This window comes from Rhodospirillales bacterium (assembly GCA_016710335.1).
Classification (GTDB): domain Bacteria; phylum Pseudomonadota; class Alphaproteobacteria; order Rhodospirillales; family Defluviicoccaceae; genus JADJXQ01.
Window position 1 is genome coordinate 1 of record JADJXQ010000015.1, and the last position, 13248, is coordinate 13248.

General features: G+C 62.8%; 14 protein-coding genes and 1 pseudogene. 9 read left to right on the forward strand and 6 right to left on the reverse strand.

What is annotated here, in order from left to right:
* Positions 1 to 1226 (reverse strand): IS256 family transposase (locus IPM60_14800; protein ID MBK8909102.1); only part of this gene is annotated, 1226 nt, incomplete at its 3' end.
* A gap of 343 nt (positions 1227 to 1569) precedes the next feature.
* Here IPM60_14800 and IPM60_14805 point away from each other — a divergent pair.
* Complete coding sequence (locus IPM60_14805) at positions 1570 to 2109, forward strand: nucleoside 2-deoxyribosyltransferase (protein MBK8909103.1); 540 nt, start codon at positions 1570 to 1572, stop codon at positions 2107 to 2109.
* Positions 2110 to 2142: 33 nt separating this feature from the next.
* Here IPM60_14805 and IPM60_14810 read toward each other — a convergent pair.
* Positions 2143 to 2650, reverse strand: a pseudogene (locus IPM60_14810) (tyrosine-type recombinase/integrase).
* 355 nt (positions 2651 to 3005) lie between these two features.
* On the opposite strand from IPM60_14810, the gene IPM60_14815 reads away from it, so the two are divergent.
* From IPM60_14815 to IPM60_14825, 3 genes are all read left to right on the forward strand, one after another.
* A complete protein-coding gene (locus IPM60_14815; protein MBK8909104.1) occupies positions 3006 to 3578 on the forward strand; it encodes a hypothetical protein in 573 nt (190 codons plus the stop codon).
* A 620-nt stretch (positions 3579 to 4198) separates the two neighbouring features.
* Entirely contained in the window at positions 4199 to 4543 is a 345-nt protein-coding gene (locus tag IPM60_14820; GenBank protein ID MBK8909105.1) for a hypothetical protein, read from the forward strand.
* 996 nt (positions 4544 to 5539) lie between these two features.
* Entirely contained in the window at positions 5540 to 5938 is a 399-nt protein-coding gene (locus IPM60_14825; GenBank protein ID MBK8909106.1) for a transposase, read from the forward strand.
* Between the two features lie 683 nt (positions 5939 to 6621).
* Here IPM60_14825 and IPM60_14830 read toward each other — a convergent pair.
* Positions 6622 to 7173, reverse strand: a complete 552-nt coding sequence (locus IPM60_14830) for a thermonuclease family protein (GenBank protein MBK8909107.1) — start codon at positions 7171 to 7173, stop codon at positions 6622 to 6624.
* Between the two features lie 104 nt (positions 7174 to 7277).
* On the opposite strand from IPM60_14830, the gene IPM60_14835 reads away from it, so the two are divergent.
* Together IPM60_14835 and IPM60_14840 are read left to right on the forward strand one after the other, a co-directional pair.
* A complete protein-coding gene (locus tag IPM60_14835; protein ID MBK8909108.1) occupies positions 7278 to 8201 on the forward strand; it encodes a helix-turn-helix transcriptional regulator in 924 nt (307 codons plus the stop codon).
* Positions 8202 to 8243: 42 nt separating this feature from the next.
* A complete protein-coding gene (locus IPM60_14840; protein MBK8909109.1) occupies positions 8244 to 8450 on the forward strand; it encodes a TOBE domain-containing protein in 207 nt (68 codons plus the stop codon).
* 5 nt (positions 8451 to 8455) lie between these two features.
* Here the strand turns inward: IPM60_14840 and IPM60_14845 are convergent, their stop codons facing one another.
* From IPM60_14845 to IPM60_14855, 3 genes are read right to left on the reverse strand one after another with little or no spacing between them, the layout of a single operon-like run.
* Positions 8456 to 9292, reverse strand: a complete 837-nt coding sequence (locus IPM60_14845; protein ID MBK8909110.1) for a substrate-binding domain-containing protein — start codon at positions 9290 to 9292, stop codon at positions 8456 to 8458.
* 13 nt (positions 9293 to 9305) lie between these two features.
* Positions 9306 to 10022, reverse strand: coding sequence for an ATP-binding cassette domain-containing protein (locus IPM60_14850; protein MBK8909111.1), 717 nt, complete (start codon positions 10020 to 10022; stop codon positions 9306 to 9308).
* Between the two features lie 3 nt (positions 10023 to 10025).
* A complete protein-coding gene (locus IPM60_14855; GenBank protein MBK8909112.1) occupies positions 10026 to 10730 on the reverse strand; it encodes an ABC transporter permease in 705 nt (234 codons plus the stop codon).
* A gap of 266 nt (positions 10731 to 10996) precedes the next feature.
* On the opposite strand from IPM60_14855, the gene IPM60_14860 reads away from it, so the two are divergent.
* From IPM60_14860 to IPM60_14870, 3 genes are all read left to right on the forward strand, one after another.
* On the forward strand, positions 10997 to 11740 hold the full coding sequence (locus tag IPM60_14860; protein MBK8909113.1) for a substrate-binding domain-containing protein: 744 nt from the start codon (positions 10997 to 10999) through the stop codon (positions 11738 to 11740).
* On the forward strand, positions 11682 to 12413 hold the full coding sequence (gene mobA / locus IPM60_14865; GenBank protein MBK8909114.1) for a molybdenum cofactor guanylyltransferase MobA: 732 nt from the start codon (positions 11682 to 11684) through the stop codon (positions 12411 to 12413). The genes IPM60_14860 and mobA overlap by 59 nt, the downstream gene beginning before the upstream one ends.
* Before the next feature lie 323 nt (positions 12414 to 12736).
* Positions 12737 to 13216: a 4Fe-4S dicluster domain-containing protein gene (locus IPM60_14870; protein ID MBK8909115.1), complete on the forward strand. Its 480-nt coding sequence runs from the start codon at positions 12737 to 12739 to the stop codon at positions 13214 to 13216.
* Positions 13217 to 13248: the final 32 nt, after the last annotated feature.

Consider the following 13248-nt stretch of genomic DNA (forward strand, 5'->3'; position numbering starts at 1 on the left):
CCGTCGGTGAATTTGACGCCTTCGATGATCTTCGGCAACTGGTTGCTGCCCTTGAGCTTGCGCCAGGTTCGCGCTGCCGCGGTGATCAGCTTGAAGACCATGACCATGGCGGTGCCGTGGGACAGGCAGCCCTTGGTGCGGACCGTGCGGTGGCGCACCGTCGCAAAAACGCTCTCGACGGGATTCGTGGTGCGCAAGTGGACCCAGTGCTCGGCGGGGAAGTCGTAGAAGGCGAGCAGCGCCTCGCGGTCCTTGGTCAGGCATTCGACCGCCTTCGAGTACTTCTTCACGTACTTGGCAGCGAAGCGATCGAGGGCCGCGGTTGCCTCGGCGCGGCCGGCGGCCATCCAGATCTCATGAATGTCCGTTTTCGCCGTCGCCTGGAGGGCCTTCGGCAGCTTGTTCAGCACGTTGCCGGTCTTGTGCATCCAGCACCGCTGGTGCCGGGTGTGCGGAAACACCTCCTCAAGCGCCTTCCAGAAGCCGAGCGCCCCGTCGCCGACGGCAAGGTCCGGCGCCGCCGCCAGCCCGCACGCCTTCAGATCGGCGAGCAGTTCGCGCCAGCTCTGGGCGCTTTCACGAAAGCCCGCCTGGAAACCGATCAGTTCCTTGCGGCCTTCCGGCGTGGCGCCGATCAGCACCAGAACGCACTGCTTCTCGTCTTCCATGCGGCCCTGCAGGTAGACACCGTCGGCCCACAGATAGACATACCGCCGGGCCGACAAGTCCCGCTGTCGCCAACGATCAAGGTCCGCCTTCCATTCGGCTTTCAGACGGGCGAGCGCCGGAGCCGACAGTGCCGGTGCGTCCCGGCCGAGCAGCGCCGACAACGCTTCCTGAAAATCTCCCGTCGAGATGCCGCGCAAGTACAGCACCGGCAACACTGCATCCAGCGACCGGCTGCGGCGGGCGAACAGCGGCAGAATGGCCGAGCTGAAGCGGATGCGACCGCTCGGACCAGTACCGCCACGATCCCGAACCTTGGCTCGCCGCACCGCCACCGGACCAATCCCGGTGACGATCTGCCGCTCCGGCCCATGACCATGCCGCACCAACCGGCGCCGGCCGTCCTCGGTGCGCAGATCCGCATGGTCGGCGAGCAGCGCCTCGACTTCCGCCTCGATCGCCTGAGCCAGCAGCCGACGCGCCCCCTCGCGCAGAACGTCAGTCAATGGATCATCAAAATGCCGTGGCTGGCTCAGGGTGACAACGGTATCCTCGGTCATGGCGTATCACTCTTTCCCGGGAGATGTGGCCGGCTCATCACCGCCCACGATACGCCACCCCTATCTCATCCCGTCACCCACTTCCGGCCATAGCTCCAAACGAAGTCGTTACGAATCTCCGGAGTTATAGTCCGCTTGAAAAACAAAGCAAACTGCTTAAGGCAATTGAACTGCTTACAGATTATCCGGGGAAGGATGTCGTTCTTATTCCTGAGCATTCTACTTCCCTAGCTTGGGCGCAAAATGAAAATGAATTGAAATATTACCTGAAGGCACTGATTGATCGTGGGTTGCTTGAAATGGTGGTGCTGGTGAACGGAGCCTTTCCGACCCGCTGTACCCAATGGTCATCACAGCCAAAGGCTGGGAGTACCTAGAAAGAGATGATTCCAGTTTTAATACAAAATTCCAAGCATTTGTGGCCATGTCTTTTGATGGGACACTGCTGCCTGTCTACCAGAATGCGATTGCACCTGCCATTGAAGCGACCGGTTATCGGCCACTTCGAGTCGACTCCTCGCCTCATCTTGATCGAATTGATGCAAAAATCATTGCCGAAATCCGAAAGTCTAGGTTTGTTGTCGCGGATGTAACCCAGCAAAAGTCAGGAGTCTATTACGAGGCCGGCTTTGCATTTGGTTTGGGTTTACCTGTCATTTGGTGTGTACGAGATGATGATTTAAAGAACGTACATTATGATACAAGGCAATTCTATCACATCGTATGGCAAAGTGAATCTGAGTTGAGACAAAAGCTGGAAGATTTCATCCTCGCGACCATTGGAAAAAGTGACTTAACCATCGAGCCAACAGGGTGCTTCTTACGTCACGCCTGTTACCCAAGCCATTGTTGTGTCTCCTATTACTTAGCCTCGCCCATCTGAAGAGGGTGGAGCGGTTCCGCTCCACCCCAGCGATCAGACCTCGGTTTGCTCGGCGATGGCAAGCGCGTCGTCAACCTCGATACCGAGATACCGGACGGTACTCTCCACCTTCGTGTGCCCGAGCAGGAGCTGCACCGCTCGCAGGTTGCCGGTCCGTCGATAGATCAACGGCGCTTTCGTTTGCCGGAGCGAGTGTGTGCCGAAGCGCGACGGATCGAGGCCAATGCTCGCGACCCACCGGGAGACGAGGCGGGCATATTGCCGGGTTGTGAGGCCGGAACCCTTTCAGCGACGCCCGCCGAACAAGAAGGCCTCGGTCGCCGATCGCTTCCAGAAGATATTCGTCGATTGCCTGGCGCGTCTGCTCGGTGATCTCGAACCTGACCGGTCGCCCGGTCTTGCTCTGGCGCACCGTTGCGCGCTCGATCGCGTATCCGTGCGGCGCCACGTCCACGACGCGGAGTTTGACGACGTCGCACCCCCGGAGCTTGCTGTCGATGGCAAGATTGAAAAGCGCCAGATCACGCTGCCGCCCCGCCATCTGCAAGCGCGTGCGGATCGCCCAAAAGTGCTTCCGAAGAAGCGGGGCTCCGGGCCGATCAGCTTCCCTTTGTTCCAGGGCTCGCGCTTGGCGACGTTGACGCTGATTTCGCTGGACGTTTTGCATGGTCTCTCTCCCATGGTTGGTAAGGGAGACCAGTATGTTCCGGGGGCCGCCCGGGATACCGAATCGGCGCCCGCTTTCGGGGCCGAGCCGACGATCCGGGTTCGTCGTGGCTCAATCTCCTGTCTCAGTTTGACCCGAAGCGGACTTCCGTGGCTTGAATGCGGGGCGTACAATGGGTGCTTTCATGCCCCAGTTAGAAACGAGACAAGCTTAGCCATGGAACATGTATATGCTGCGGTTGATCCCCGATTCGATGGCAAGGCAAATGCGGAGCAGCTTTGAGGCTGAGTTAACGCAAAGGCTTTCAAGGGCTTCTCAGGTCAGGCTTCAAGATGTCATCCCGGCCCACTGGTTTGCGGCAGCAGCGTCCGAATGCGCAAGCATGTATATCGCGGGCTTTTTCTACGGCTCTATCTCTGTTGCACAATCGTATGTGGAGGCACTTTCCAAGTTTCTCGCCGAAACCCACGCTAAAACTCACAATGTCTCGATGGGAAATAATGTTGAAGAGCGTTGGAAAAGACTGCATAAGAAGAAGGTTGTCTCTTCGGCGGTGTGCGATGCAGCCGTCTCGATGTTTGCGGATCGAAACGACTTTCATCACCTAAATAGACAAGTCGAACAGGACCACCGTGAGCTTGAGGCACGGGCTCGGAAGTGCGTAAACCACCTTCACACCATTGAGTCCGAGGTTTTCGCATACTCGTTCGACGAGCCAGGTAAACTCACATATCACAAGCCCGAATACTGGCCGTTATGTGGTAGAGATATGGCTAGGGTACGCTTGCGGCAGCTTTGGTGATCAAAATTTTTAAGTCCAAGCACTTTACGTGAATGAGTATTCCAGCTCAAGAAAGGGGAAATTAATTGCGCAGTCTCTTCCTGATGTTATTGCCTGTTCTTCTTGCCTCATGCGTTCTTCTTGCCTCATGCGCAAGTATCGAACCCAAACAGTTTGTTGGCCCAACGCGAAGACAGCTTACTCGATGCGTTGCAGTGGCATGGGCCGCACCTTGGATGCCTGCTACGAGAAGGCAGGAGAATTATGCCCGTCCGGTTACTCGATCATTGATCGCTCTTCAGGAACATTTGTTGCGCCAACGAGTAGCGGCGGCTTTGTTGCTGCGCCCCAACACAATTTGGTAATTGAATGCAGGTAGGTGTTCAAGCACAGTGGTGGTCGAAACGCAGCCCATTGCCTGACCAACGCTTCGAATCGGTCGCTACGCCAGCGAGCTTCGCTTGCGGTTTCCACACCCCCTAAGCTGAACTTTATATGGCATGAACAACCGCATCGGTGACAACCTTATCCATTTCGGAGGGAACGAGGTCTCGTCCGCGCACTGTCAGAAGCAGGCGTGAAGTTTGTCGTGGTCGGGGCCTTGCTGTCGCCTGGCATTGTCTGAGCGCCTTGCGGACGACATGGACCTACTCGTCGAACCAACCGCCGGGAATTCCGCGCGCGTATCAGGGGTACTGGCGAGTTTTCGGATACCCGGGCATTCAGCTGGTTCCTTCACTAGGCTTGGACTGCAAGTCTCGATCAAGAAGCACTACTACGCCGAGTTGCTCACGCCTCAGCAAGGCTCCGCGAGCTTCGCTGAGGTCGAAGCTGGTGCGATCGACGCGCGACTTTTCAATATTCCAGTATGGCTTGCTTCGGTCTCAGCGCTCATCTCCATGAAAAAGCAAGCCATTGCATTTGCGGAGGGCCAGCGTGAAAAGCATCTTAGGGACGTCGCCCTTCTTGAAGCACGCGCCGTATAACCCCTGCATCGAGCGGACTGCTTCCGGCTGGCTTCGCCAGCTTCCTGCTGCCGTTCATGTCGGACGTCATATTTGCCCGCCGCATGTCCGCCCATGGCTATAAGCGCCAAACAAGGCACGGACGTCAGCGGTTTCCCGCAACTCGCGCATCGCGACTTCGCGGGTCACGCGTCCCTAGTGTACTGTTTCTAAAGTGTCGACTAATATCCTTGCGCGATGCACGATGCGGGGAGGATCAGTCGAAGGCGGTCCGATCAAGCGGATCACGGCGGAGCCGGAGGTGGTTGGGAGCTCGAACGCAGATCGCGGGCGACAAGCATTGAGGCACGGGCGAAGGAGCGGCGTCGATCGTTCTCCCGCTCGAAGGCCTTGGCGTTGGGAGGTCGCGCGCGCTGGGCGACGCCCGCGCGCTATCGACATGGACGAAGCGTTTCGAGACCAAGGGGCTTTGGGCCTCGAGGACGAGCGCGCGGTCGCAGCCGTCGATCCCGCCCGAGAAGATCGAGCGTCCTGACCGAGCCGCCCGCCGCTGCGCCGCAAGGGGGAGCGGCGCTCCGCGAGCCGCCACGCGGCGTCTCGCCCTCCGGTTCAGCGGGTCTGGTCGAAGAACGCCTTGAAGCCTCACGTGACCAGGACCCTTCAAGCTCAACGACCCGAGCTTGAGGAGAAGTTCTGGGACGTGATCGGCTCTTACCTCCAGCCCGCCGGAGAAGGCGCTCGTGCTGTGCTGCGACGAGAAGAGCCAGTGCCAAGCCCTGGAGCGCACGCAACTCGGGCCCGCTCGCGCCCAGCGTCCGGCCACCACGACCCACGACTACAGGCGCCGGCGGATCACGCTGTTCGCCGCGCTCGACGCTGGTCGGAGCTCATCGCGCGCACCGAGGCGCGCCATACCCACGCCGAGTGGCTCAGGTTCCTCGCAGATCGACCGCGGGACGCCTAAGGACCTCGATCTCCATCTGATCGTCGACAACTACGCCACCACAAGCACGCAAGGTGAAGGCCTGGCTGGCCAGGCACCCGCGCTTTCACGTGCACTTCACGCCCACGTCCTCGTCGTGGCTCAATCTGGTCGAGCGCTTCTTCGCCGACCTTACGGGAGACGTCATCCGTGCCGGGAGCTTCACCTCGGTGAAAGAGTTGGTCGCCGACATCAAGGCCTATCGCCCAACGCAACGCCGATCCACGCCCTACACGTGGAAAGCCGAGGGAGCCGCCATCCTCGAAAGATCCAGCGCGCCCGCTGCCTTTGAACCGCGCCGAGCCGGCACGGACGTCAGGGTTCTTGCAACTCGCGCATCGCGACGTCGCGGGTCCCTAGTGCGCGCGCGGGCCGAAGGCGCTGGAAGCGGCACGGGGTCGAGGCCGCGGTTGGCGGCCGGCTTCCGTCAATGAGGCCGACATCAGGCCATGAGGACGAACCGCTCCTCATGCCGTGCCAGTGACGACGCTGGCCAACGCGTGGCAAAGCGCCTTCGCCCTTGACGAGGATCGTGGAAGCGGCCATGTTCTTTTATTGTTCTTTCTCATTGTAGTTCCCCGTGTGCTTCACCGTCGGCCCGGCCGTGGATGCTGGCCGCGACCGCCTCACACGTACATCCAGAGCGCGAAGGGAGCGTAGCGCGATCCGGGAAAAGTGCGCGCCGGTGCTCAGGAGAGCATAGGCTGACCCGCCATCTGCCGGCACCGCTCGGCCGCTGCATTCGGTCTGAGACAACGTTCCTGACGCGCAAAACAAGACTAGACTATCAACCATGAATATAATTGTTTATTATCAGCATCTTAAGGCGAATTCTGCATACATTTGAGTACATTTGCATACACATTTCGCGTCCAAACGGACACAAAATGAAGCGATACAAGACGTTAGTCCTATTTTGGCCGTGCAAAACGGTGGCAAAACAGCAAAAAAACGTCCCGACTCGCTGAAAAATGCGACAAAAAAAGGTGAAAGATCACCGCCACGTTTTCGCCTGTGAGTTGCTCAATCGACGGACCTGGTTCCCCGCCAGAACCACCAGCGCACGGTCGCGATCGACGGCGGAGGCGCTCCGAGGCTCGGTGCCGTCCCCGCGTCGCTACCGGGTCGCCGGCGCCGCGCGGTTGCGCCGCCGCCATTCGTCCGGCGGGACGAAGTCGCCGCCCCACAGGCCCAGCTTCCCCTCCTTGGCCGAGCGCTCCGCCTCGCGGTATTCCGGAAACGCGTGGGGCAGGGCGACGCAGTATCCGCCCCGCAGCAGACCGTCGGCCAGATCCTTGTTGCTCGCCTTGCAGACGAAGGTGTCGTCCTCCGCAGCCTCTTCGCGTGCGTCCCTGCCGTCGCTGCTCCAGGGCTCGCAGGTCAGCTTGCCGCGGTTGAGGGTGAGGACTCTGTCCAGTTGCGCCATCGCCGACTCGCCGCAGTTCCAGCGGTCTTTGGCGCTGCCGCACACCTGTTCCGGCTCGGGGCAATCGATCCCGTAGAGGCGAATGCGCTCTCCGTCCACTTCGATGGTGTCGCCGTCGATGATGGTCACGGAGGTTTCCCGCTGCTGTTCGTCGCCGTGGAGGGGCGCAGCGCGTCCGGCCCCGGGCAGGCATGCCCAGCCGGCGGCGGCGCAGCAAAGGATGAGCATCAATCTGACCATCATGTCCTTCTTTCCCGCCAGGCAAGAAGTGGCGATCGAAACCCTGTTAAACAGCGACGCAGGGATCAACAACACTGTTATCATACACTACCCATTGCGGCATCGGGATGAAGGATGGAGCGCGCGTGCCGGAGATGATGAACACGCGCGAGGTCGCCGACTACCTCCGCATCAAGGAGCGCACGGTCTACGACCTCGTCAAGCACCGGCGCATCCCGTGCACGCGCATCTCCGGAAAATGGCTATTTCCTAAAGCGTTGATCGACGACTGGCTGCTCGGCAACGTGGAAGCGACGGATGGGGCACCGGCGGTACAGGCGCGGGCGTCGGCCGGTTCGGCGCCGCCGACGCTTGCCGGCAGTCATGACCCGTTGCTCGAATGGGCGATCCGCGATTCGGAGTGCGGGCTGGCGTTGATGACCGGAGGCAGCCTCGACGGTATCGAGCGCCTGGCCGGCGGGCAGGCCATGCTGGCAGGCGCGCACGTCCTGGACCCCGACAACAACGACTACAACGTCGCCCTGGCGCGGCGGCGGCTGGGCGACCGGGATCTTGTCGTCGTGGAGTGGGCGTGGCGGCAACAGGGACTCGTGCTCGCGGCCGGCAACCCGCTCGGGATCCGGACGGTCGCCGACCTGACACGAATAGGCGCCCGCCTGGTCCGGCGCCAAACGGAGGCCGGCAGCTACATCTTGCTGTCGCATCTCTTGGCAGTGGCCAATGTCTCGCCCGCCGCACTGACCGTTACGCCGCAACGGGCGCGCAGCGAACTGGACGTCGCGCTGGCCGTTCGCGAAGGCAAGGCGGATGTGGGCCTTGCGGTCGCCGCCGTCGCGGCGCAACTCGGTCTCGATTTCTTGCCGCTGCAGCGAGAACGCTTCGACCTGATCATGCGCCGACGCAGCTATTTCGAGCCGCCGGTGCAGGCGCTGCTCTCCTTCTGCCGGACGCCGGCCCTGGCGGCACGCGCCGGCGAACTCGCGGGATACGATGTTTCCGGCCTCGGCCGCGTGGTCTACAATGGATCCTAGCGCAGGGCTTTGGCTGAGGCTGCGCGAACAGCGGAGGGATGCATGAAACTGAGCGCCCGCAATGTCATCAAAGGCCGCGTCGTCGAGGTCAAGACGGCAGATGTCGCCGCCAACGTCCGCGTCGACATCGGCGGCGGCACCATTATCTCGTCATCGATCCTCAGTTCTTCCGTCGACGACCTTGGCCTCGCCATCGGCGACGAGGTTACGGTGATCATCAAGTCATCCGACGTCATCATCGGCAAATAGCAGCCTCAAGCGCCTGGCCTGGCGTTGGGGAAGAACAGTTGCTGGCCGCCGATCCTGAAATCGGCGATGGCCTTCTGCCCATCGGAGCCGATGATCCAGTCGACGAATCGTTGGCCCGCTTCGGCCTTCACATGCGGGAACTTCTCGGGATTGACGAGGATCACGCCGTACTGGTTGAACAGCTTGGGATCGCCCTCGACCAGAACCGCGAGATCGCCCTTGTTCTCGAAGGCGAGCCACGTGGCGCGGTCGGTCAGCGCATAGGCGCCGAGGCCGCTCGCAGTGTTCAAGGTGGCGCCCATGCCGGAGCCTGTCTCCCGGTACCACGTGCCGCTGGCTGCCTCCACGTCGACACCGGCCGCCTTCCAAAGCGACAGTTCCTTCTTGTGGGTTCCGCTCTCGTCGCCGCGGGACGCGAATAGCGCCGTTTTGTCGGCGACCTGCTTGAGCGCGTCGGCGGCCGACGTCATGCCCTTGATCGCGGCAGGATCGCTCTCCGGCCCGACGATGACGAAGTCGTTGTACATGACGTCGTGGCGGGCGACGCCGAAGCCCTCGGCGACGAACTTTTCCTCGGACGGGGTGTGGTGGACGAACAGCACATCGGCGTCGCCGCGCCTCGCGAGATCGACGGCCTGACCGGTGCCGACGGCGACCACCCGCACCTCTATGCCGGTTTCATTCTGGAACACGGGCAGGATGTGTGCAAACAAGCCGGAGTTCTCGGTCGACGTGGTGGAGGCCACCAAGATGTAGGTGTTCTCCGCGGACCCGGGCGTGGCGCCGGTCCCGAGGGTGAGCAACAGCGCCGCAGCAATCTGCAGGAACTTCCGTCGCGTCATCGATCGTTCTCCCTTACCAGCAGAGGCTTCCCGTGATGAACGCCGCCGCCTCCGGTGTCTGCGGTTGGGCGAAGAAATCGTCCGCCAGCCCATGCTCCATGAGCCGGCCGCGATGCAGGAACACAACATCGTCCGCCAGCCGCCGCGCTTGAGCGAGGTCGTGGGTGGTCATGATGATCTTGGCGCCGTCGCGATAAATGGCGTTGATGATGGCTTCGACGGCGCGGGTGGCGGCGGGATCGAGGCTGGCGGTCGGCTCGTCCAGAAACAGCACCTGCGGCGACAGCGCCCAGGCGCGCGCCAGCGCCAGGCGCTGCTGCTCGCCCACCGACAGCGTGCGCGCCGGCTGGGCGGCGAACTCGGCTAGGCCTGTCTGGTCGAGCGCCTTGTCGATGCGCCGGGCTTTCTCGCGTCCCGAGATGCCTCGGACCCCGAGTGCATAAGCGATGTTGCCGGCCGCCGAGCGGCGCAGCATCACCGGCCTCTGGAACACCATGGCCTGCAACAGCCGCACGTCGGTCCCGTTGGCGCCGAGCCAGCGAATGCTGCCGGCCGTGGGCGCGAGCAGGCCGTGACAGAGCCTGAGCGTCAGGCTTTTGCCGGCGCCGTTGGGCCCGAGGACGACCGTGCGTGTTCCTTGCCGCAGTTCGCCGTTGATGGAATTGATCAGCCGCCGCCCGCCGGCATCGAAGCAGACGCTGTCGAGGCGCATCGGCAGGACGTTGCCCATGCCTCAGCCACCGACCCTGAGCGCGGTGCCGCGCAGCACGTGCGCAGCGGCGTTGACGGCCAAAGCCATGCCCATCAGCACGATGCCGAGGCCGAGCGCCAGCGGCAGGTCGCCCTTGCTGGTTTCCAGCGCGATGGTGGTGGTCATCATCCGGGTGACGTGATCGATGTTGCCGCCGACGATCATCACCGCGCCGACCTCGGCGCTGGCTCGTCCGAAGCCGGCGAGGATGGCGGTCAAGAGCGCGACCCGACCCTCCCACAGCAACGTTCCGACGACCCGGCGACGCCCGACGCCGAATGACCGCAACTGCTCGCCCAGTTCGTCCCACAGATCTTCGATGGTCTGCCGGGTCAGCGCCGCGATGATCGGCGTCACGAGAACGGCTTGCGCGATGATCATCGCGGTCGGCGTGAACAAAAGCCCGAGCGCCCCGAGCGGGCCGGATCGCGACAACAGCAGATAGACCAGCAAACCGACGACCACCGGCGGCAGGCCCATCAGCGCGTTCAGCAGCACGTCCAGCGCCCCGTGCCCGGGGAAGCGGCTGAGACCGAGGATGGCGCCGAGCGGCAGCCCGATGATGGCTGCGATGCCGACGGCGGTGAGGCTGACGCGCAAGGAGAGGCCGATGATCTCGATCAGGGCAGGGTCCAAGGCGATCAGGAGCGTCCCGGCCTTGGTGAACGCGGAGAAAAGGTCTTGCATCGACCGCTGTCCCGAGCGTTTGGTTCGTCCTGACGGAGCAACATGCAGCAATCCTCACTAACTGGCAACTTTGTTCAATGGAGGTAACCGGTGCAGGAAATTGCAGAACAACGAAGGGAACTCCGCGCCGGTCGCAGCCGGTTGCGGACTGCAGTCCGTGCCGCGGCGTCGCTCGGACTGGTCATCATCGCGCTTGGAAGCTCCAACGCTGCCGCGACAGATGGGCCGAAGATCACGGCGACCTACGGTGGAGGAGGGAGACGTTCATGCTCGCGACTGGAAGCCCCGGCGAGTTGGGCCTGCTGAAGGCGCTGGCGACCGAGTTCGCTGGACGAACGCCGGCGACCCTGCAGTGGGTCAAGGCGGGCAGTGGCGCGGGTCTCGACTATTTGAAGAACAGAGCCGTGGATGCCGTCATGGTACACGCGCCGGCCGGGGAGCGCGCCGCCGTCGAGCAAGGCTGGGCGGTCAAGCGCACCTTGATCGGATCGAACGAGTTCTACATCGTCGGCCCCGAAGCGGACCCGGCCAACGTGGCCGCCGCGACATCGGCGGCGGACGCCTACCGGCGCATAGCCGCGGCCAAGGCGCCGTTTGTCTCCCGCGGCGACAATTCCGGGACCCACCGCAAGGAAATGTCGATCTGGAAGGACGCGGGCACGACGCCGTCGGGACCATGGTACGTTGTCACGGGCGACTTCATGACCGCCAGCCTCCGCAAGGCCGACGCCATCGGCGGCTATTTCATGCTCGACAGCAGCACTTGGCTGGTCAACCGCAAGGGGTTGCCGAAGTTGACCGTGCTCTACCGGGGCGACAAGCGGCTCGTGAACACCTATCATGCCCTGGTCGCACCGGAGGGCGCGACGCCGGGCAGGGACGTGGCAGCCCGGTTCGTCGATTTCGTTGCCAGTGACGACGGGCAACAGATCATTCGCGAGTACGGACGGGATGCCTACGGGGAGCCCCTTTACCAGGACGCAGCCTGCGCCGAAAGCTACGTCGACTGAGCAGTCCCCAATCTCGAGCGGAAGACCTCCGGGGCTATCGTCAACGCGACCTCCGGAAGTGGTGGGCGTGCTGCTCGCCGGCGGCCGGGCACGGCGGATGGGCGGCGGCGACAAGGCCCTGCAGACGATTGCCGGCCGGCCGATGCTGGACCTGGTGATCGAGCGGGCGTCGCCGCAGGTATCGGCGCTGGTCATCAATGCCGGCGGCGACGCGGCGCGCTTTGCGTCGTTCGGGCTGCCGGTGGCGGCGGACGTGGTCGGCGGTTTCGCGGGACCGCTGGCGGGCGTGCTGACCGGGATGATGTGGGCGCGGGACAACGCGCCGCAGTGTCGATGGATCGTCAGCATCGCCACCGACACGCCCCTGTTTCCGCACGACCTGGTCGCCCGGTTGCTCGTCGCGGTTGCCGATGACCGCGTCGACCTGGCCTGCGCCGCTTCGGGCAGACGGGCGCATCCGGTATTCGGCTTGTGGCCGCTGCGTCTCCTGGACGACCTGCGGGTCGCGCTGGTTGAGGAGGGACTGCGAAAGATCGCCGCCTGGACGGCCCGCTATCAACTGGCGACGGTCTCATTCGACGCCGAGCCGTTCGATCCGTTCTTCAACGTCAACACGCCGGAGGACCTCGAAGACGCGGCCCGGCTCCTGGGTTCCGCACGAGATAACCCATGATCGACAGCACCCGCGCTTTCAAGCATGATCCCCGCAACCGGTCGATCCCGGCCGTGATGTCCCGGCCGTTGATCCACGCCACGGCGCGCTAGACATTGCCTTTTGTCGGCAACGGACGGATAATCGTAACCGCAAAAAAGGGTCGCGAAACGGTACCCGGCGGGAGTGATCGTGATGTCGTCACGGCACGCTTGGAAGAACCGGATCGAGGGAGGATCAGAAGCAGCGCGAATATCGCGCACGAGTCGCGGCAGGCGTGCTTATCCCCTTCGGTTCAACGGTTTCCGTCGACCTTGGGCGTTGTCCTCGGGAGGAAAAGGCGCATGCTGAAATCGCTGCACATCGATCCGGAGAAATGCACGAACTGCCTGCAATGCGAGATGGCGTGCTCGTACGTCAAGGAAGGCGCGTTCAATCCGACCCGATCGCGCATCAAGGTATTCACGTTTCATGACGAGGGCCGGTTCGTGCCGTACACCTGCACCCAGTGCGCTGAAGCGTGGTGCATGCATGCGTGCCCGGTCGACGCCATCGGGCTCAACCCGGCAACCGGGGCCAAGGAGGTGTATCCGGACATCTGCGTCGGCTGCAAGGTGTGCACCATCGCGTGCCCATTCGGCACGGTGAACTATCACGCCGGCACCGGCAAGGTGATCAAGTGCGACCTGTGCTTCGGCGACCCGGCCTGCGCCAAGGCGTGCCCGACCGAGGCCATCACCTACATTGACGCCAACTGGACCGGACTCGATCGCATGCGGCACTGGGCGGCGAGGACGGATGCCGGAGCGACGGCGACGCACTGACTGGCGACGCACTGACTGGCGGCCCATCGGCC